The 19,541-nt window shown below is 68.9% G+C and carries 14 protein-coding genes; 5 read left to right on the top strand and 9 right to left on the bottom strand.

All coding sequences use genetic code 11. The features are described from left to right. Positions 1 to 228 (top strand): hypothetical protein (locus ACXAHD_RS24735; RefSeq protein WP_475053498.1); only part of this gene is annotated, 228 nt, incomplete at its 5' end. 16 nt (positions 229 to 244) lie between these two features. On the opposite strand, the gene drmC is transcribed toward ACXAHD_RS24735, so the two are convergent. The 3 genes from drmC to drmA are packed head-to-tail and all read right to left on the bottom strand — an operon-like array spanning position 245 to position 6,538. Then, the gene (gene drmC / locus ACXAHD_RS24740; protein ID WP_281552501.1) at positions 245 to 1,063 is read right to left on the bottom strand and encodes a DISARM system phospholipase D-like protein DrmC; all 819 of its coding nucleotides are present in this window, start codon (positions 1,061 to 1,063) and stop codon (positions 245 to 247) included. 13 nt (positions 1,064 to 1,076) lie between these two features. Then, a complete protein-coding gene (gene drmB, locus ACXAHD_RS24745; protein WP_475053501.1) occupies positions 1,077 to 2,918 on the bottom strand; it encodes a DrmB family protein in 1,842 nt (613 codons plus the stop codon). Continuing rightward, entirely contained in the window at positions 2,915 to 6,538 is a 3,624-nt protein-coding gene (gene drmA / locus ACXAHD_RS24750) for a DISARM system helicase DrmA (protein ID WP_475053504.1), read from the bottom strand. The genes drmB and drmA overlap by 4 nt, the downstream gene beginning before the upstream one ends. 401 nt (positions 6,539 to 6,939) lie before the next feature. On the opposite strand from drmA, the gene ACXAHD_RS24755 reads away from it, so the two are divergent. Then, entirely contained in the window at positions 6,940 to 7,653 is a 714-nt protein-coding gene (locus ACXAHD_RS24755; RefSeq protein WP_475053506.1) for a hypothetical protein, read from the top strand. A 930-nt stretch (positions 7,654 to 8,583) separates the two neighbouring features. Here the strand turns inward: ACXAHD_RS24755 and ACXAHD_RS24760 are convergent. The 3 genes from ACXAHD_RS24760 to ACXAHD_RS24770 form a co-directional block, all read right to left on the bottom strand. Next, positions 8,584 to 8,730 carry a hypothetical protein gene (locus tag ACXAHD_RS24760; RefSeq protein ID WP_475053509.1) on the bottom strand — a complete coding sequence of 49 codons (147 nt, stop codon included), beginning with the start codon at positions 8,728 to 8,730 and terminating at the stop codon, positions 8,584 to 8,586. A gap of 30 nt (positions 8,731 to 8,760) precedes the next feature. Continuing rightward, a complete protein-coding gene (locus tag ACXAHD_RS24765) occupies positions 8,761 to 9,363 on the bottom strand; it encodes a DNA-processing protein DprA (protein ID WP_475053510.1) in 603 nt (200 codons plus the stop codon). 177 nt (positions 9,364 to 9,540) lie between these two features. Next, on the bottom strand, positions 9,541 to 9,870 hold the full coding sequence (locus ACXAHD_RS24770; RefSeq protein ID WP_289211807.1) for a hypothetical protein: 330 nt from the start codon (positions 9,868 to 9,870) through the stop codon (positions 9,541 to 9,543). A gap of 130 nt (positions 9,871 to 10,000) precedes the next feature. Between ACXAHD_RS24770 and ACXAHD_RS24775 the strand changes: the two genes are divergently transcribed. After that, on the top strand, positions 10,001 to 10,903 hold the full coding sequence (locus ACXAHD_RS24775; RefSeq protein WP_475053514.1) for a helix-turn-helix domain-containing protein: 903 nt from the start codon (positions 10,001 to 10,003) through the stop codon (positions 10,901 to 10,903). Beyond that, the gene (locus tag ACXAHD_RS24780) at positions 10,900 to 11,094 is read left to right on the top strand and encodes a DUF397 domain-containing protein (RefSeq protein WP_475053516.1); all 195 of its coding nucleotides are present in this window, start codon (positions 10,900 to 10,902) and stop codon (positions 11,092 to 11,094) included. The genes ACXAHD_RS24775 and ACXAHD_RS24780 overlap by 4 nt, the downstream gene beginning before the upstream one ends. A gap of 124 nt (positions 11,095 to 11,218) precedes the next feature. On the opposite strand, the gene ACXAHD_RS24785 is transcribed toward ACXAHD_RS24780, so the two are convergent. Beyond that, complete coding sequence (locus ACXAHD_RS24785) at positions 11,219 to 11,812, bottom strand: DUF6879 family protein (protein WP_475053519.1); 594 nt, start codon at positions 11,810 to 11,812, stop codon at positions 11,219 to 11,221. A gap of 212 nt (positions 11,813 to 12,024) precedes the next feature. Here ACXAHD_RS24785 and ACXAHD_RS24790 point away from each other — a divergent pair, with 212 nt between their 5' ends. Next, the gene (locus tag ACXAHD_RS24790) at positions 12,025 to 12,516 is read left to right on the top strand and encodes an Imm1 family immunity protein (RefSeq protein ID WP_475053521.1); all 492 of its coding nucleotides are present in this window, start codon (positions 12,025 to 12,027) and stop codon (positions 12,514 to 12,516) included. A 19-nt stretch (positions 12,517 to 12,535) separates the two neighbouring features. On the opposite strand, the gene ACXAHD_RS24795 is transcribed toward ACXAHD_RS24790, so the two are convergent. Continuing rightward, a complete protein-coding gene (locus ACXAHD_RS24795) occupies positions 12,536 to 16,669 on the bottom strand; it encodes an Eco57I restriction-modification methylase domain-containing protein (protein WP_475053524.1) in 4,134 nt (1,377 codons plus the stop codon). After that, entirely contained in the window at positions 16,669 to 19,377 is a 2,709-nt protein-coding gene (gene drmD, locus ACXAHD_RS24800) for a DISARM system SNF2-like helicase DrmD (RefSeq protein ID WP_475053527.1), read from the bottom strand. The genes ACXAHD_RS24795 and drmD overlap by 1 nt, the downstream gene beginning before the upstream one ends. Between the last annotated feature and the right edge of the window lie 164 nt (positions 19,378 to 19,541).

Genomic DNA, 19,541 nt, shown 5'->3' on the forward strand with positions numbered 1-19,541 from the left:
GCTGATCCCTGCCCCGCCTTCCGGGACGGGGGGGGTGGGTGGGGGGAAAACAAAACAGGGGGGCCTTTTTGGGCAAGACCCCCCCCTCCGAACCTCCCCCCAAACCCCCTCCCCTGTTCTCCCCTCTTTTCCCACCCCCCCCCCCCCCCCCCCCCCCCCCCCCCCCCCCCCCCCCCCCCCCCCCCCCCCCCCCCCCCCCCCCCCCCCCCTCCCCGGGGTGCCTTGTGAGGCCGCGACCTACCGGTCAGAGTCGCCGCAGGACTCCGGTGCGCGGTTCCATCAGCGCGGCGAAGTGGTCGACGAGTCGCCGTACCGCGTCCGGGTCCCGCACCACCACCCCGACTTCCAGGTTGTCCGACAGCGCCCGGTCGGTCAGGTTGGCGCTGCTGACCAGGGCGGCGTCGGTGTCGGCGGCGATCACCTTGGCGTGCAGGGCCGGAAGCGACCGGCCGGGCTGTCGCCGCGCCGCCGGCCAGTGCCAGCAGGTGACCCGGTCGCCGAGGCCGGCGAAGACGTCCGCTCCGGTCACCCCGCGCAGCGGTCCACCGTCGGCGGTGCCGCTCTCCAACACCAGGTCGACCCGGACGCCGCGGTCGGCGGCGGCGGACACCTCGGCGACGACCTCGGCGACGCCGTACGCGGCGAAGCTGACCATCAGCAGTGATCGGCGGGCCTGCCGGATCAACTCGACCACCACCGACCGGGTCAGCCGGACCGCGACGGCCGGGCTGCTCGGCCCGCTGACCACCAGCTCGGTACGCCGTACTTCGGCCCGTCGCTGCAGGTGGGCGGCGCTGCGCAGAGCGAGCGCGACGGCCGCACCGGGCAGGTCGGGGGCGTGACTTCGCCAGACGGCGACCAGCCGCCGGGCGTGGGCGGCGACCGCGTACCCGGGGCGGGCGTCGATCAGCGCGGCCTCCACCGTGGCCTCCGACCGCTGGACCGAGGCCAGTACGCCGGCCCAGGCGGCGACGTGCCCGGCCGGCAGCTCGGCGGCCAACTCGGCGACGGTTTCGGCCAGCACCTCGGAAGGAAGTCCGGCGGTGGCCTCGGACGGGTTCACCGCTGGCAGCCGGTCACCTGAAGAAGCCGCACTCGTTGTCGGCGAGGGTGTCGACCAGCAACGACCGGTCCAGGTAGTGGTTGCCGCCTTCGCAGGAGGTTTCGGCGGCGTACAGGCAGGCGTGGCAGGCCGCGCCGGCGAGCCGGCCGTGCACCGTCGGGTCGTGTTCGGCACAGAGCGGGTCGGAGCTGCACAGCCGGGCACCGTGCAACGCGCGGTCGATGAGTGGGCCGAGCCGGTCGGCCCGGCCGAGGGTGACCAGGCCACCGAGGGTGCCTTCACTGTCCGGGGCGGCGGTGTAGAGCAGCACCCCGGCCATCGGCGAGTCGCCGGCACGCGCGTACACCCGCTCGCCGATGCCGGAGGCGCTGTAGCCGCATTCCAGCGCCAGCTCCCGGATCAGGGTGTGCGCGAGGGTGTGCAGCAGCAGGTAGCGCAGGCCGGGCCAGCCTCCGGGGGGTAGTTGGCGCTGCGCCCGCCATTTGTCGTGGGCCCGGATCAGCAGGTGTTCGCGGGCTTTGACCGCGGGGTCGTGCTCCCAGGCGACAATGCGTTCCTCGGCGAACCGCAGGAAGATGCCTTCACCGCGGGTTTCGGCGCACGGCACCCAGGTGGGCGGCTCGGCGGACAGCGGTGCGCGGCACTGGTCGGGGGTGTCGAGCACGTCCCGTTCGGGGGCGTCGATGCGGGTGAAGCCGTACAGTGCGGCGACCCGACGCAGCCGGGGCACCAGCACCACCTGGCTCAGCCAGTCCCGGTGCCCGGCCGGGACCGGCTCCGGCCGGGTGGTGAAGTCCGGCAGTGCCGCGCCGACGCTGGCGGTGAACGCGCGCCACTCGGGCAGGTGCAGGTCGAGATTGTCCCAGTCACCGCCGCCGGGGGTGTCGCCGGCTTCGTGCCGCCGCTGGATCGCCGCCCACACCTTGTCCACTCCGTGCGGTTGCAGCTCGGACCAGCAGGTCTGGGTGGGCAGGATCATCGTGCCGGTCTCCGCTGGCAGCGGGGCGAGCACGCTCAGCGTCGGCCAGAATTCGGCGACCAGGTGGTCCACCGGGTGTTCAGCCTTCGGCACGCTGAACACCGCCGCCTGCATGGCGAACCAGCTGTTGGTGGCGCCGAGCGCCAGGGTGCGCGGCGGCGCGTCGCACGGTTCGTAGCTGCCCAGGTGCGGGTGGCGGCCCCGGCAGGCGGGCAGGTTGCGGTCGGCGAGCGCCCCGATCGCGTCCGAGATGGGCCGCGCCGCCGCGCACTGGCCGCAGGTGACGAAGATGTTGGTGGTCTCGCCGGTGCTGCCGCGTTCGGACAGTTGCAGCGGGTGCCCGGCCCCGGGGTCGCTGCCCCGGTGCACGAAGTACGACCAGGGAAAGTCGTCGAGGTGGCCGTTGCCGCAGGCCAGCACGAACCGGGCCGGTACGGCGGTGGGTCGGCCGCCGCCGTTGCCCCGGCAGGTGTGCACGTAGCGGACCTTGTCCGGCGTCGGCGCCGAGACCAGCTCGAACAGACCCGACTCGACTGGGGCGAGTTGGTTGCACCGGGTGTCGGAGCAACGCAACCAGGCGGGAAACAACGCGACCGGCACCCCGATGCGGGCCCATTCGGCGTACGGGTCGGAGGTTTCCGGCAGGTGCGGCGGCAGCCGCAGCGCCTGCACCTGGTGACCGAGTTTGGCGCGCATGGCGGCGAGCAGCCGGTCTTCGGTGATGACGGTGGCGCGGGCCAGCTCCCAGTGGTCGAGGCCGAGCGGCATCACCGACAGGCTGGGCAGGTCGGCGACGGAGCCGATGCCGTAGGTGTGCAGCAGCTGGTTGGGGCGCAGCGCGCCGACCCGCAGTTGCCGTAGCTGTGGTTCGCTCACGCCAGCGCCTCCGGCCCGTCGGCTCCGCCAGCGGCCCCACCGGCGGCGGCCCCGGTGCCGGTCGCCGGATCGACGCGGGGCACGAACGGTGGCGGTGGTTCCGCCATGGCTGCCCCGGCGAGCTGCAGCTGCAGCTGTACGCCGGGTTCGACGTCGCGCAGCGAGGTGGGGCAGGTGGTCTGCCGCCAGCGGCCCTCCTCGGGGCGGTGCAGCAGCCCGGCGGTGTCGTCGCTGCGGCGTGGTTTGTCGTACGCGAGCCGCCGGGCGGGCATGGCCCGTTCCCGCGCCCACGCGTCGAGCCGCGCTTCCAGCTCGTCCTCGACGCGTAGCCGTACGGCGTTGTCGGCGGCGACGTCGCTGCGCCGGGCGAGGAAACGCACCACGTGGTCGGCGAGGGGGCCGTAGCGGTCGAAGTGCTGGGCGCTCAGGTTGCCGTTGTAGGTGTGTTCCAGGTTGCGGATCAGGGCGACCAGCACCCCGGTCAGGCCGCGGTCGATGGCCCGTTCGGCGAACGGGGTGACCGACAGCGCTTCGACCTGCCGGTAGACGGTGGCGTGGAAGTGGTCGAAGCGTTCGTAGTGTGACAGGTCGCGGGGGCGGGCCCAGTTGTAGACGGTGAAGACGATGCCGGGGGCGGCGCGACCGACCCGGCTGGTGGCCTGGATGTACTCGGCGGCCGACTTGGGCTGGTTGGCGACGACCATCACGCCGAGCCGGGAGACGTCGACCCCGACGGAGATCATGCTGGTGGCGAGGAGCACGTCGATCGGTCTCGGGCCGGCTTTGCCGCGCCCGCCGGTGAACCGGACGGCGAGCCGGTCCAGCAGTGGCCGGATCGCGTCGGAGGACATCCGGGAGGTCAGTTCCTCCAGCAGCGGGTCGTAGCGGCGGGCCAGGCCGCGTTCGTCGGCGCGGGCGAGTCGGGTGGAGACGTCGTCTTCGACGAGGCGTCGCATGCCGCCGAGGTCGCGCAGGCTGTTGAAGTAGCCGACCAGGGTCATGTACGGGTCGGTGACGTCGTTGCGGCCGTAGCGTTCGTGCAGCTTCTGGGCGGCACCGAGGACCGACACGTACACCCGGATCAGGGCCGACTTGATCCGGGTGCCGTGGGCGCAGATGCCGATGTAGCGCCGGCCGGGACGCTGGTCGGGGTGACGCTGGCGGGCGAAGAAGCTGTCGGCGGCGTCGAGGCCGGGCGGCGGGAACACGTGGGTGCTGCGGTGGAACAGCGCGCCGATCTGCTGGTGGGCTCGGCGGACCGTCGCGGTGGAGGCGATCACCTTGGGCCGGGTCGAGTGGCCGGTCATCGGCTGCCAGGTGGCGAGCCGGTCGACGGCGGTCTCGTAGAGGCCGACGAGGGAGCCGAGCGGCCCGGAGATCAGGTGCAGCTCGTCCTGGATGATCAGGTCGGGGGGTCGCAGTCGGGGACAGTCGACGATGCGGGCCGGGCCGGCGTTGCCGGTGGCCCGGTGGTACGTCGCTTCCCAGTCGGTGCGCTCCAGGTCTTCGGTGACGTAGCCGTGCCGTTCACAGCGCCGGCTGACCTGCCCGAACAACGCTGCGGTCTCGCCCTTCCAGGCGAGTTGGGCGAACTTGTCGACGGTGGCGATCAGCAGGGCCGGCGGGTGCCGGTAGATCTCTTCGTCGACCACGAGCACCGGGAGCCCACGCTGGTCGTCAGGCCGACCGAAGCCGGCGAGCTCACCGAACGGACATTCGATGTCGGGGCAGCGCACCAGCGTCCGGCGGTACGTCGGGTCGATCATGATGTCCCGGCCGGGTTCGATCCGGCTGCCGCACCACGGGCAGCTGGTCAGCTGGTGCGGCGATCCGTGGCCCCGGGTGGCGGCACCGCGACCGCCGCGCTGCTGCTGCAGCCACTGCCGAGCCTGGTCGGTGTAGTTGGGGGTGACCTTGCCGCCGACCCACAGTCCGATCCGGATCGGCGTGTCACCCCAGGTGGTTTCGTCGGCACGGCGCAGGGTTTCGGCGGCGCAGATCAGGGTGGCGGCCCGCTCGAACTGTTGGATGGTGAGCAGCCGCAGCGTGTAGCGCATCAGCACGGCGAGGCCGTCGGCGGCGACCAGTCCGCCGTAGGCGGGTTGCAGCCGGCGGATCGCGATGGTGAAGGCGGTCAACCCGAGGTACGCCTCGGTCTTGCCGCCACCGGTGGGGAACCACAGCAGGTCGGCGACGGCTCGCTGTAGATCCTCTGTGCGTTCGGCGTGCCGGGGGTCGGCCAATGCCGGCAGGTTGATCAGCAGGAAGGCGAGCTGGAACGGCCGCCAGCGGTGGTTGTCGGGCTGGTCGGCGGCGTCGGTCGCCCGCCCGAGTCCGAGGCCGGGGTGCTCGCGCCGGGCGGCGGCAACGTTGGTGTGCACCCGTTGCAGGTACATCGCCTGGTTGGCGAAGCCGAAGGCACGGCGGGCGGCCGGGTCGGTGGCGAGCAGGCCGATGCCGGCGGCGATCCGGTCGGCGGCCCGGCGGGCGTCGCTCAGCGCCTCGATGACTTGGCGGCGGTGCTCGGCGAGCCGGCGGTGCGGTTGGTCGGCGGCGGCTTCGTTGCCGGCGATCCACGCCCGGTAGCCGTCGACCAGCGGGGTCAGCGCCGCCAGCAGCGGATCACCGGCCGGACCGGCTGTCACTACCTTGGTCGGACCGGCCGCCGGAGTCACGGCCGGGGTCGCGGCCAGCCCGGCGAGGCGTTTCATGTCGAGCTCGACGGCGGCCAGCTCCGGCAGGTCAGGATCGGTGTCGGCGGTCGGCACGTCGGTGAACGGCAGTTCGTGTACGGGCACCGGGCAGGTGCGGATCCGGTGGGCGCGCAGCGCGTGGTCACCGACGGCCGGGTCGGCCCGCACGGCGGTGCCGTGGCCGACGGCGTACTCGGGGTGGAAGCGGTAGGCCATTGCCAGCCGGCGGCGTTCGGCCTGGTCGGAGGCATCGCCGCCGGTAATCTGCTCGGGTCGAGGCCAGAACACCGGCTGGTCGCCGTCACCGGTGGCGGACAGCTCCACCTGGAAGATCCAGGAGCTGGCGTCGCGCCGCGCGCCGGGCCGCTGCCGGTTTTCCAGGAAGAGGGAGATCAGCCAGCGGCCGTCGCGGCGGCGGGCCCGACCGCGTACGACGATGTCGGGTTGGTCCGGGTCGAGGGCCTGCGGCGGCAGCGGGCCTTCGGCGAGTACGACGGTGATGGTGCCGCCGTGGCTCTGGCGCTGCCAGACCCGCCGGCCGGCGTGCTCCTCGCGCTGCGAGGCGACCCGGTCGTAGCGGCCCCAGCCGGCGGTGACCCGCAACGCGGCGGCGGCACCGTCCACGGTGGCGGTGAAGCCGAGCGCGGACGGGGCGAGGCTGGGCACGTTGGGCGCGCTCGGCTCCGGCTCGCCCTCCATGAAGTCCGGCGCGCTCGCGTCGGAGAGCTCGTCCTGGGTGTCGGGCTCGACGGCCTGGCCGTTGGGGGCGAGCCGGCCGAGCAGGTAGCGGTCGAGCGGGCTCTCCTGGGTGCCGAACTCCTCGTCCGGCCCGTCGAGCGGCCCGAGCAGGTCGGCCAGGACCAGCGCCTGCAGTTCGTCGCGGATCACACCCGCGTCTGGTCTGCCGAGTACGCCCGCCTCACCCATGCCCGCCACCGTAACGGCTTCCCCCGACACCGTCCTCATGCGATCGGCCGCACTCTGACCCGCTCGACCTCCCAGGCCAGCCAGTCAAGGCGACTGACAGCAGCGAGTAGACGCACGGCCGCACGAAACGCTGTTCTCCCGAGCGCGAAGATCACCTTCATCCACACATCATAGACAGACACTGATTCACTATCTCCGCAACAGGTACCGCAAGCAGGGCATTCACCAAGATCCAACTACATGAGATTGATTCACAAAAATCGCTAGCAGGTCAACTTGATCATTTCCCTCCGCCGTTCCGACTGTAATATCCAGCCGACCCGCCTACTTCCACGGCAATCAAATGATCTTCACCTAAGGCAGGATGTCGAGGACTCCTCGCCATCAGAAGGGCACCAATAATGGATGCTGAGATCGGCGCCGTTGCCACCGAGGCCGGCAAGGCGATCATCCAAGCGATGACATCAGATGCGTGGAACAGCCTTCGCCCCCGACTCATTCGAATATTCAAGCGAGGCGGTGCAGACAACCTGTCGACCGCCCTCGAGTCCGATCGACTCGCACTGCAAAAACTGCAACTCGACCCAGGAACCGCCTCTGGCCGCTGGGAAGTGCGAATCGAGAATTTACTAATCAATAATCCAAACCTAATGGATGATCTACGAGACCTCCTATCGGACATAGGAAGGGTCACGCCATCGACGGGAATATCCATACAACAGACGGCGACGGGGGGGCGTGGGTCAAATATCGCGGCAGGTAGGGACGTCATTGATTCCAGCAAAAAGACTACAAAAAGCACCAACTTTGGCGGCATTACGATCGCAGTCGTCGCCCTAGGAATAGTCGCACTACTCGGTGGCGGCGCAGTCGTTGCCAACAACCTAATTCAATCAATCGAAAATGGCGGAGAATCAGGAATTACCGCAGACACTCTATGCGGCGACTACCTTCGCGCGCCTGCGTCGGAACGCGATCAAGCCGTACACAGCATCGCGGTAGATCAAGGAGTATCGGGAGCCGGAAGCCCGTTCTTGCGGCTAAACGTGGATGACCAATGCGGCCAGCAACTGAACATCCAGCTTGGAGTCGTTGTTTCACGCCAGCAGTACTAAGAACAGGAGTACCCATGCACAAACGCGCAACAGCATTTCTAATGCTCCTAATGGCCTTTATTGCCGGATGTTCCACACCTGCAGCAAAGGAAAGCACTCCCGCAATACCCCCTTATCCACCATCCGGAGAGCCCACAGTCCAATTACCCGACTTCACGCCCACACAGACTCCGTCGGCATCGTCGTCTACCGGGAGTCCGGCCGTCCGAGGGTCAGTCACTTTCTCACTAGCAACCTCCGAAGGATACAAAGGAAGGGTAACTCTGGTGGCGTCGGAACCGACTCCCTTAGGAAGATTTGCACCAGCCGCCAGGCTGAAGGAATGCCTCCCCGGCCTCAACGAGAGCAGCACCGCCGTAGTAACCGTCGGTTTCACCTTCAAGGATGAATCACCTGCGGGGTTCACCTGGGATCTCAGCTGGACCGCGGAGACAATTGCCGGAGGCAGTGGGCAAATCCTAGGATACACGAGCACAACAGGTTATAAATGCCCAGGAAGTAGGCAATGGACTGGCCCGGGAAACATTTCGATAGCAATTGCACTTTACAATTACTACTCCCCGAACGAACCGGAAGGTTCTCCGAAGGTACTATCGAGTAGCGGTATTCAGTTTCCGCTCAATGCGTCACTCGGAGACTTAGACGCCCGGATTGACTCCACAACAGGAAATGTACGAGGAGGGCTTAGTGAAAGCTTCGTCCCGAAGGTGCAAATAGCTTTCGCTTCAAACAACTGAACTGTTAACATGCGAAACCCAATCACAATGCCGGGGTTCCTTGGCCGACGCAGACGGAAGGGTAGACCGCCCGGTTGATCGCCGACACCCGGGTTGTACGGGCAACAGGTTGCGCAGGTAGTTGCGCTGGACTTCGACGTACTGCCGTACGGTGTGCAGTCGCTGTTCAGCGGAGGGCGAGGTCAGGGAGGTTCTACAGGCCGGTCTCGGAGGGCAGTCGGCTGATGATGCCATCGACGGCTTCGATCAGCTCCGCCGTGCCGCGTACGACGTGGACACTCGGCATGGTGGCGAAGGCTTGCGCCCACTGACTCTGCAGGGCATGGCTGGTCAGGATCACCGGCCGGCCGTGCCCGAGCGCAAGACGAGCCTAAATCCGGGTGCCACTGGTCTCGCCGGCTTCGACGATGAGGGTCGCTGCCGCGTACCCGCTCATCACCGCGTTACGCATCGGGAAGCTCTGCCGGGTAGGGCCGGCGTCGGGCCGGAACTGGCTGACCACCAGGCCGACGTCGGCGATGTGGTCCTGCAGCCGCCGGTTGGCCGACGGATAGTAGTTGCGGATGCCGGTGCCGATGACCGCGACGGTCCGGCAACCAGCGGCGAGGGCTGCGGTGTGCGCAGCGGTGTCGATGCCGTGAGCCAGCCCGCTGGCGACCGTCACTCCCCGGTTGACCAGCGACGCGGCTACCGATCGGGCGATGGCCAGTCCGCGCTCGGACCCCTTGCGGCTGCCGATGACGGCGATGGCCCGGTCGTTGGCACGCAGCCTGCCACGGGTGAACAGCAGCGGAGGTGCCTCCTTGATGCCGCGCAGCTGGGCGGGGTAGCTGTCGTCGGAGAAGGCGTGTACGCCGATCCCGTCCGCCCGCCATCCGGCGATCTCGTCGGCAGTGGCGGCGACCAGCTCATCACCGGAGCCGGTCGTGGCCGGAAACAGTGCCTCGGGCTGACGCAGCGCCCGGTCGGGCATCGAACCTCCCACTTTCGATGGACTCGGCCCAGTCGAGCACCCGCCGGCTGGGCGCGCTGGTCCGGCTGTTGGACGGGTCGGACCGGGGGGGGTGGCCGTTGGGGATGGCCAGCCGGCGGCGCAAGGTCGATGGCGGTACGCGGAGCAGCCGGGCCGCCGCCACTTCGGCGTACACGGCTATTCGGCGGCGGGTACGAGGACTTCCGAGCCGGACCAGTTGATGTCGAGGTTGCCGAGGTCGCTCTCGGGTTGGTCGTCTTCGTCGAGGGTGCTGAAGGCGGCGTGGTAGCAGCCGAACCCGTGGCCGCCGGCGGTCAGGGTCGCGACCGCCCAGCCGCGCAGGTTCTCCCCCAGCTTCTCCGGCTGGCGCGGGTCGACGGCGACCCGGATGACTCCGAGCAGGTCGTACGTCTGGTCACGGGTGCCGGCGTTGTCGATGCGGCACAGCGAGAACCCGTACCGCTCCCCTTCCTCCTGCTGGTAGATCAACTTTCCGAATCGGTACACGGGAACCTCCTGGCATCGGTCCTACTCGGATTTCCTCAAGGATGAAGGCCAGGTAGCTTGATATCAAGTACCTGAGGGTGTTTACTTCAGAACGAGACCACATTGGCTGATGGCAGAGGAGCTGACACCCGTGCCACCCAAGGGAACCGTCCGGGAGCGCAAGGCCGATCCGTTGACCGAGGGCTCGCCGGTCGTGCAGGCGTGGGAGCTGGGCCTACGGTTACGGCAGCGTCGCGAGGAGATCGGCATGACCGCCGCTGCGGCGGGCAAGGCCGCCGGCATCATTCAGGCGTACGTGTCCGGCGTGGAAGCCGGCCGGGTCAAGTTGCCCGCGAAGCGGCTGGCGCAGCTCGTCGACATCTACGAGCTTGAGCCGGACGACGCCGCCGAGTTGGAGGAGCTGCGAGTGGGCGCCGCGCGTCGCGGCTGGTGGCAGGACTACGCCAAGCTCTTCCCGAACGAGTTCCTGCGCTTCCTCGGCTACGAGGCCGGCGCATCGCAGATCCGCAGCTTCCATTCCGAGGCCATCCACGGCCTGTTGCAGACCGAGGAGTACGCCCGCGCCGTCATCCGTGGCGGCTCCACCACGATCCGTCTGACCGAGGTGGAACGGCGAGTCGACGTCCGAATGGCTCGCCAGGTTCGGCTCGACGGCAGCGACCCGATCCGGATCAACACCGTGATCAGCGAAGGCGCGCTGCGTCAGCAGGTCGGCGGCCCGGCAGTGATGCGAGCCCAGCTCGACCACCTCGCCACCCTGGTCACCGAGCGCCCGGAGCAGATCGAGATCCGGGTGATGCCGTTCAGCGCCGGCGCACATCCCGCGTTCGGCGGCCCGTACGAGATCCTGTCCTTCGCCTCGCCTCGGCTTACCGACCTGGTCTGGCAGGAGATCCTGACCTTCATCGACATCGTCGACCAGTCGACGCAGGTAACTGACTATGTGGTGACCTTCGCGGAGACCCGTGAGCGCGCGTTAAGCTCGCAGGACTCGCTTGCTCTGATCCGCGAGATCGCCAGGGAGATGAGATGACCCCGCAGGTCGGCCCCCCGGACCGGGACTGGTTCAAGTCTTCACGCAGCTCAAGCAACGCCAACTGCGTCGAGGTCCGCTTCGCTGGCGGCCAGGTGGACGTACGCGACACCAAGGACCGCACCGGCCCCACCCTCGCGTTCGACGCCACCACCTGGACCAGCTTCGTCACCGGCCTCAAGCACCGGTAACTCCCTGATCGGATGCGGTCCATCTGCTCCGCGCCCGGCGTGTTGCGCAGATGGAGCGCATCCGATCATCAGCAGAGTTTGGCTCTCTGCTCACGGCGTCACTGCCCGCTCGATCCGGACTACTTCACCCCGGTCGCCCTGCCGTTCCGGTAGGCGGATCCAGAGCAGCAACCTCACGATCGAAGAACGTGTCCAGCGGTTCGCCCTGGTGGTAGAGCCCTTCGATAAGTTGCTGACAGCGGGCGATCAGGTCGGGGTCGGTGTAGCGACGGGCGGCGGCGAGTACGCCGGTGTCGTCGTAGACCGCCTCGTACATCACGTCGAGACCGAGCGTGTAGATCTCCGGCAGCGGCGTACCTTGCACCTCGTACGGAGCGACCCGCTCCGGACCGACGACGCTGGTCTGGCCGCCGTACTCGTGGCGGAGGCGGAGCAGGTGCACCTCCCATTGCAGGTACGGGATGATCGGCTTCTCGACGACCCGTACCCGCCGGTTGATGAAGCCCTGACGGGCGATCCGGCCGTAGTAGTCGGCGAAGTCCTCGCGCTGCTCGTCGATCAGCCGAAGGGACTCCTCCCACCGGCCGTCGACGAAAGCCTCCCAGCTCTTGTTGCCGGGCTCCTTGAAGAACTGCTGCCGCTCCAGCTTCCAGAACCCGGTCGACTCGATCCGCCAGAAGTGCTCGTAGAAATCGGACCAGTAGTCGTCAAGCGTCAACAGCTCACCTGGGTCACCGCCGAGAATTCCATGCATCTTCTACCTCAATCTTCACACCGAGGTGATCCACTATTTTCGCGTATCCAGACTCCTCCGCGGATATGCCATAGGATAACATCAAAACACGTGGATCAACGGCTTTACGTACGGTGTCACCACATGTAACGCCGCTCATATTGCAAGCCTTCAGCCACACCAGACGGAGGCCGGGGATGGCTGACTCCATCACCGTGCAGGCTGCGGACTTCGCAAGATCCATACAGGGGTGCCAGCCCATGGTGGCGCTAGAATTTTGGTTCGACCAGGTCCCGGAAAACGGCTTCGGTCCCGGCGATCCGGTGATCATCGTGAACAACCTGGCCGACCTTGACAAGCTGATCGAACACGTGCTGACCGTCACAGCAGGTCGGAAAGTCCCCTCCGTTGTTCAGGCGAACATTCTAGGGGCATCTGGCTTGCCTATAATCGAAGCCGGGATCAGCCACGACCGAGGATTCATCTCATACACTGACCGCAGCGGCGGCTTCTACTCAGTAGGAGACACCAGCCGCAGCGGCGATGCCACCTACGACTACATGGGAAACGAGCACATCGTCCCCGCCAGCGCCGAAATCCCGCTGAGTAAGGTCCGCCAGTGGCTGGCCGATTTCATCGCCACTGGCGAACCATCAGTCACCATCCCGCTGATGCCGGACGCAAGCTAGCGCCGGGACGGAATCGTTCTCAGAAGAGGGCATCGGGGCGGGGGAAAAGGGCGTCATCGAAGGCAGGGGGAAGCGACTCGGATTCCGCTGGCTTTCGGGGTCGCGGGACCGACTTGGTTGACTTGCGTGGTGTGCGGCGTGAGCTGGACTGCAGGCCCTTGGTTATTTCTTCGGCGTAGCGCTTGTGGTTGAGCTCCAGCAGGCGATCAAGGATCTCGACCTGCACCGCCGAGTCGATCGTGAAGCGGATGCCCTGCCGGGTCTCGTGGAAGCCGTGGTTGAGCCGCAGGTCCGACCAGCCGTACGCCTCGGCAACCGCCTCGTCGATCTCGACGTGGATTTCCCGCAGCCGCCGGATGTCCGCGCTTGTCACCCCTTGATCGTGGACCAGGTTGTAAAGCTTCGTCAGCCCCAACTCCCGACCCAACATCACCGACCGCCGGTACGAGTCCAACTCCTCGCCCACTCGATCCATCCGGTCCGTCAAATCTGGCTGCGGAAACGTCTCAAACGAGTCAGAAGGCACGTACATAAGATCCGTTTTCAGTGTGGACGAATATCTCCACGCCCACTGGACGTGAATGCCAGAATTCAACAGGGCAAGGACGTCACTATTCTTGGTTGCAAAGACAACAAGTCTTTCATTTAGAACCTGCCTCGTCGGTACACGCACAGCAATACCAGTACTACTTACCCTTGTTATAACGAGAACCCGGTCGAGGCTCTTGATTGCTTCTATTCGAGCCAACCCAAGGCGAGCAAAGCGCCACCAGTATCTCTGGTAGTCAAGTTGATTGGTTTCGAGCCGTTGAGGTTTCACGTAACGTTCGACGATGGCGAAGCAGTCTGGGTAATGCTGGGCGCGTTCGATGGGCCAGTCGTGGAAGTTGATGACCCAGCGGGTGGCCGAGCAGTCCGGGCTGGTGTTCAAGTCTTCCCCGTTGAGGTAAGGGAAGAGCACGTCCTTGTTGCGCGGGTCCTTGGCGATCAACGCCTGCGCCTGCTCCGGCTCCAGCAGGAAGCCGGTGCCGAGGACGTACGAGCCGATGAACGACTGGCCGGCGTTGGCGGCGAGGCGGTGTGGGTTGCCGGTCACTCGAGACTCGGCGTCGAGCGACGGAGTGATGCCCCGCACCTTGCGGCCGTCGAGGATGCGCTCCTCGCCGCTGCCGGCGTGCCCTACCCAGAGCAGCGACACCTCCAGCGAGGCGGTGCCCGGCCATGGCTGCGACTTGTTCGCCCGGTAGATCGTCCAACCCATGTCGATCGCCTGGTCCAGGCCGACCTCGCGGGTGTCGCCCTGGGCGATCGTGTTGGTGGCGATCAGCCCGACCCGGCCCTGCCCGGTCACGGCCAGTTTGCGCAGCAGGAAGTACGAGCACAGGTCGGCGTTGCCGGGCTTGTCGCGGGCGATCCGCTGCTTCAGGTATTCGCGCAGGTCGACGCCGATCGCCCCGGAGACCTTCTTCCCGCCGATGAACGGTGGGTTGGCGATGACGGCGTCGAAGCCGGTGCGGTTGATGACCTCTGGGAACTCCAACGGCCAGTGCAGGGGGCGGATCGGGGCGGGGCGGCTGCCGCGCAGCCAGCCGCTGATCGTGTCGGTCAACTGCCGGGTCTGCTCCGCCGACGCCTCGTCGTGCAGCACCGCGTACACCTGGTCGCTGATCGCGGACAGCCGGTCGTCGTACTTGTACTCCGGGTCGTCGTCGGGGTCGTCGGCCGGATCCCACGGGCGGCGCTGAGCCCGTACGGCGGTGGAGAGCGCCGCGCCCACGACGGCGTCGGCGGCCAGCCGCAGACCGTGCCCCATCTGCTCGATCCGGTCCAGCTTCGCCGCCTTGTCGGCGGCGTCGCGGGTGTCCTGCACCACGGTCGCCTCGATCTGCTCCCGCAGCTCGGTCATCTCGGCGACCAGCTCGTGCAGCCGTTCGGTGACCGAGCCGTAGAGCCGGGCGTGCAAGGATCGCCCCTGCTCCGGATCCAGGTGAAAGGCGGTCAACTGGTCCAGCGAGGTGATGCCGACCAGCGAGTCACCGCAGCGCAGCGCATGGTCGAGGAAGCCGAACGGTCGTCCCTTGGCCAGGGTGACCAGCCACAGCGACAGCTTCGCCAACTCGACGGCCATGTCGTCGCGGTCCACCCCGTACAGGCAGCGGGCCGCGACCATCCGACGGGCCGCCAGCCGCAGATCCTCCTCGGTGCGCCCGTCGGCCGGCAGGTCGGCCAGCTCGGCCGGCAGCCCGTCGCGCTGCCAGGCCCGCACCACCACCTCGGCCAGGTAGCGGCAGGCGGCCACCAGGAACGCGCCGGAGCCCATCGCCGGGTCCAGCACCTTCAGCTGCAGCAGCTCCTCCGCGCTTTTCGCCCGCCACACGCCTTCCTCGGCGACGCCCTGCGCCGGGCCGGGCGCGAAACACAGCGGTGCCAGGGTGTGCCGGACGACCTCCTCGGCCAGCTCCTTCGGCGTGTAGTGGGTGCCGGTGGCCCGTCGGTCGCCGACCTGGGTGAACAGCACCGACCCGGCCGGGAAGATCGTCGGCAGGCCGCGCAGGTCGGTGCGGAGCAGCCCCCAGTACGGGCGGGCCCGCTCGGCCAGGTCGGCGTCGTTGTCGCAGGCGGCGTGCAGCGCCGCCACCTCGTCCGGCCGGGGTGTGCGGGCCAGCGCCCTGCTCACCTGGCCGGCGGTCAGGCCGCAGCGTTTCACCAGCCAGCCGCGGAACTCCGGCTCACCGAGCGCGGCCTGCTCGACCAGCTCGGTCAGCGGCAGCTCCGGCTCCAGTTTGCCGACCAGCCCGACGTGCGGCTGATCCACCCGCAGGCAGGAGAAGTCGAGCAGTCCTTCGTAGACGTGGCCGATCTGCTCCACCCCGAGGCTGGAGTAGCTGAGCTGCTCGGCGGCCTTGCCCCGGTGGCGCAGCACCAGCAGCGCGTCCAGGATCTCCAGGATCACCCGGTCGGTGACCGCCGCCCGGTGCAGCCAGCCGAACCGGGCCGGGTCGAACAGCGACCCGCCGTGCGCCGGGATCATCAGGTCCGGGTGGGTGCAGCCGCCGTGCACCGCCGCGAACAGGGCCAGCAGCCGGGGCCAGGCCGCCGCCCGCCGGTCGGTCACCTCCTCGCTGTACAGGTCCCGCGCCAGGCTCAGCTGGGCGTGCAGCGTGGTCGCCGCGTACGCCTCCTGGTAGAGCGGGTCACCGAGCGGCAGCAGCCGCTGCTCCTCGGCGTACAGCAGGAAGACCAGCCGCATCAGCACCGTCAACGCGCCCCGGTAGATCTCCCGGTCGGCGACGTCGCGTAGCAGTTCCCCGCCGGATTCGCGGTCCAGCCGGGCCAGTTCGCCGACGAACAGCTCCACCGCCCGGCGGACCTGGTCACCGAGGGTGGTGGTGACCTGGGTGAGGGCGTCGGCGCTGCGGACGAACAACCCGGCGAGGCTGGTCGACGCGGTGCCGTCCGGGTTGGCGGCCGGCGGCAGCACCCGGCTCGCCGCCAGCAGGGTGGCGAACGCCCGCAGCAGCAGCGGCTCCTCCAACCACAGGTCGGCGTCGAAGACGGCGACTCCGGTGGCGGTGCCGGGGCGGGCGTGCACCAGCGCCCAGTGCTGGCCGTTGGTGAGCAGCGCCACCGGGGTACGGGTGTCGCGGCACAGCTGTGCGGCCTGCTCAGTGGGTGCCGGCCGGTCGCCGGCCGGCCTGGTCAGCGGGGTGTCAGCCGGCAGGTGGTAGACGTGCAGCCGGGCGGCCCGGCCGCCGCCGGGCTCCGGCCCGTACATGATCCAGTCGGGTCGACGGCGACGCCGGTCGGCGCCGGCGAGGATCTCCGACGGCAGCGCGGTGCCGTCGCCACGGGCGCTGGCCGGGTAGCGCAGCAGCTCGGTCAGGATCAGCTCCACCCAGGCCGGGGCGAGCAGGTCCGGCGGGGCGTCGAGGATCTCACCCCAGCCTTGGCGGATTCGCTGGCGGACCTCGTCGGGCACGGTGTCCAGGCCGTCGGGCAGGGCGACGGTCAGCACCGGCACGGTCAGGAACGGCCCGTCCGGGCCGAGCAGGCCGAGCCATTCGGCGTGCTGTTCGTCGGCACGTTGCGGAGCCGGCCGGTACGGGCGACGGCCGGCAGTGGCTGCGGTGGCGGTGCTTCGGGTGGACGGCATCAGCGGGCACCTCGGGCGAGGGAGGCGGGCACCAGACAGGTGACGGCGGCGGGGAACCAGCGGGCGGTCGGGTCGGCGTAGCGGCGGCGCAGCGCGTCGGTTTCCCGCTGCCGCTGCGCCGGGATGTCGCGCAGCCGGTTCCGCAGGGCGTCCCGGTCGGCGTGCAGTTGTTCGCGTTCCAGCTCGAACAGCGACGGCTGTTCCCAGGACGGCGCGTCGTCGAGGCGGGCCCGGATGTTGGCCGCCAGTTCGTCGAGCACCGCCCCGATCGCGGTGACCTCCTCGGCGCAGCGCTGCTCCAGCAGGCTGTACAGGCTGCGTTTGCGCTGGTCGGCGCGGACGGCGAGGGCCCGGCTGAGCGGCTCGGACAGCGTCGGCCACAGCTCGACGAGCTGGCCCAGCATCGGCTCCGCCGGTGTCTCGTCGGTGGCGGCGGCGAGTAGCGCGTCCAGCTCCTCCTGGCGGGCGCGGGTCAGTTTGCCGGCGACGATCGGCCCGCCCGCGGTGATGATCTCCTCGTGCAGTCGGGTGCCTTCCGTGCCGGTGATCACCACCCGGCCGTGGGCGATCAGCGCCGGGCTGCGCAGCAGCTCGCCGGGGACGATCCGGGCGGTGACCCGGTGCAGCCGCTTCCCGGTGCCCGCGTCGGGGCCGGTGCCGGCACCGGAGGTGCTGCCGCTGGACCCGCCGCCGGTCCGTGACCACAGTTCGGCGCGCAGCAGCCGCAGGCACATGCCGACCAGCCGGTGCCCGAGGTGCAGCAGCACCACGTCGGTGCGGCCCTTCGCGGCGTCCGGGTCGAACGTGACCGGCCTTTCCCGGCCGGTGACCGGATGCAGCAGCCCGTCGGTGCGGGCCGTCGCCCACGCGCCGGGCAGCTCCGGCAGCCGGAACCAGGTGCCGGTGGCGTCCGCCGGGGTCGGGGCCGCGATCAGGTCGCGGCGGTGCGCCAGCCGCAGCGCCGTGCGGACCACCCGCTCCACCGTGGCCGGGGTCAGGTTCAGCTGGGTACGGCTGGCATGCAGCTTCTCGGTGAGCCGCTGCAGTTCACGGGCCAGGTCACGCTCGTACCGTAGCCGGGCACGGCTGGCCCGCCGGCCGATCTCGGCGTCGGTGGCCCGCCAGTCCGTACGCTTGCCGGTCATCTTCTGCTCGACCTGGGTGGCGATGACCTCACCGGCGCTGCCCAGGTCGGTGCGGATCGCCTCGACCTTCTCCACCGCCAGCCGCAGGAACGCCAGCTCGTCCTCAAGGGACCCGTCGGTGTAGTCGGCGTGCTGCCAGCCGGCCGGGACGAAGTGCAGCACCTGCACCTCGGCGGCCCGTTGACCGTGCCGGTCGATGCGGCCGTTGCGCTGCTCCAGCCGGTTGGGGTTCCACGGGATCTCCCAGTGCAGCAGCCGGTGGCAGTGGCGCTGCAGGTTGATGCCTTCGCTGGCGGCGTCGGTGGCCAGCAGCACCCGTACCGGGTCCAGGGCCGGGTCCTCGGTGAACACGTTCTTGACGTGTTCGCGGTCCTGCGGGTCCTGGCCGCCGAACAGCAACGCGATCCGTTCCGCCGGGTAGCCGGCGGTGACCAGCCGCTCGTGCAGCCAGCGTTGGGTGTCGCGGTACTCGGTGAAGATGATGACCCGTTCGTCGGACCAGTCGCCGCCCGGCCGCACGATCGGGTCCAGCCAGGCCCGCAGCGCGATGAACTTGGCGTCCGGCTGGTGCTGCGCCGACCGGGCCCAGGTCCGCAGCTCGGTGAGCAGCGCCTTCTCCTCGGTGGACAGCGGCGGCGCCCAGCGGCGTACGGCGGTCAGGGCGTCGGTTTCGACCTCGCCGTACGCCTGGTCGTCCTCGGTGGTCTCGTCGAGGCGGTCGATCACCGGCCGGAGCACCTTGTCGGCTTTGTCGCGTACCGGGGTGGTGTCGCCGGACCCGCTCGGGGCGCGCGCGGACATGGTCGCGAGGTGGGTGTCGACGGTTTCGGCGAACGCCTTCGGTGACGAGAAAAGTCGCCGTTTCAGCAGCGTGGTGACGAAGTCGGCGGCGAGTTGCCCGGCCCGGTCGGCGGCGGCGTCGCGGCGGCTGGCGGCGTAGCGGGACAGCAGCTCGTGGGCGTGCCGTTCGGCGGCCGGGTAGTCGACCTCAAGGTAGTCGAGGCGGCGCACCGGGAACCGTGGGCTGCCGTCCCACCTCGGCGGCAGGTCGCTCTTGAGCCGGCGGACCATCACCCGGGCCAGCTGCTCGTCGGTCGGTTTCACCCCTCGGGCGAAGCGCTGGTCGTCGAGCAGCTCCAGCAGCGCGGTGAACGACTCCAGGTAGCCGTTGTGCGGGGTCGCCGACAGGAACAGCCGGTGCTCGCAGTGCGGGACGAGGATCCGGATCGCCTTGGTCCGCTGGGAGTCGGTGGCGTAGCGGCCCCGGCCGGCCGGCGCGCAGGTGTGGATCTCGTCGACCACGAGCAGGTCGATGGCGCGCGGGTAGCGGGGGGCGGTCGGCAGCACCTCGCGGAGCAGCCGCAGCGGGCGGTCGCGTTTGAGCCAGTCGACGCTGACGATCAACCGGGGGTAGTGGGTCCACGGGTTCGCGTACAGGCCTCGGCTGCGTCGCAGGTCACGCAGCAGTGCGCTGTCGACGATGCGGAATTCGAGGCCGAACTTGTCGCGCATTTCGTCGCGCCACTGCCGGGTCAGCCCGGCCGGGCAGACGATGAGGCTTATTCAGCAGGGTCCAGTAACCCACAGTGGACCCCCCGATGAATGAGACGGCCCGCCCTCCCATAGGATGGAGTTTCCACACAACAACCAAAGAAAAGCGGACCGCCGAACATGTATCATACCACCGGCTTCACGACCGATCAGATCCGCGACCTCTGCGTGCTGGT

The sequence above is a fragment of the Micromonospora sp. ABR4_055 genome (assembly GCF_056160425.1).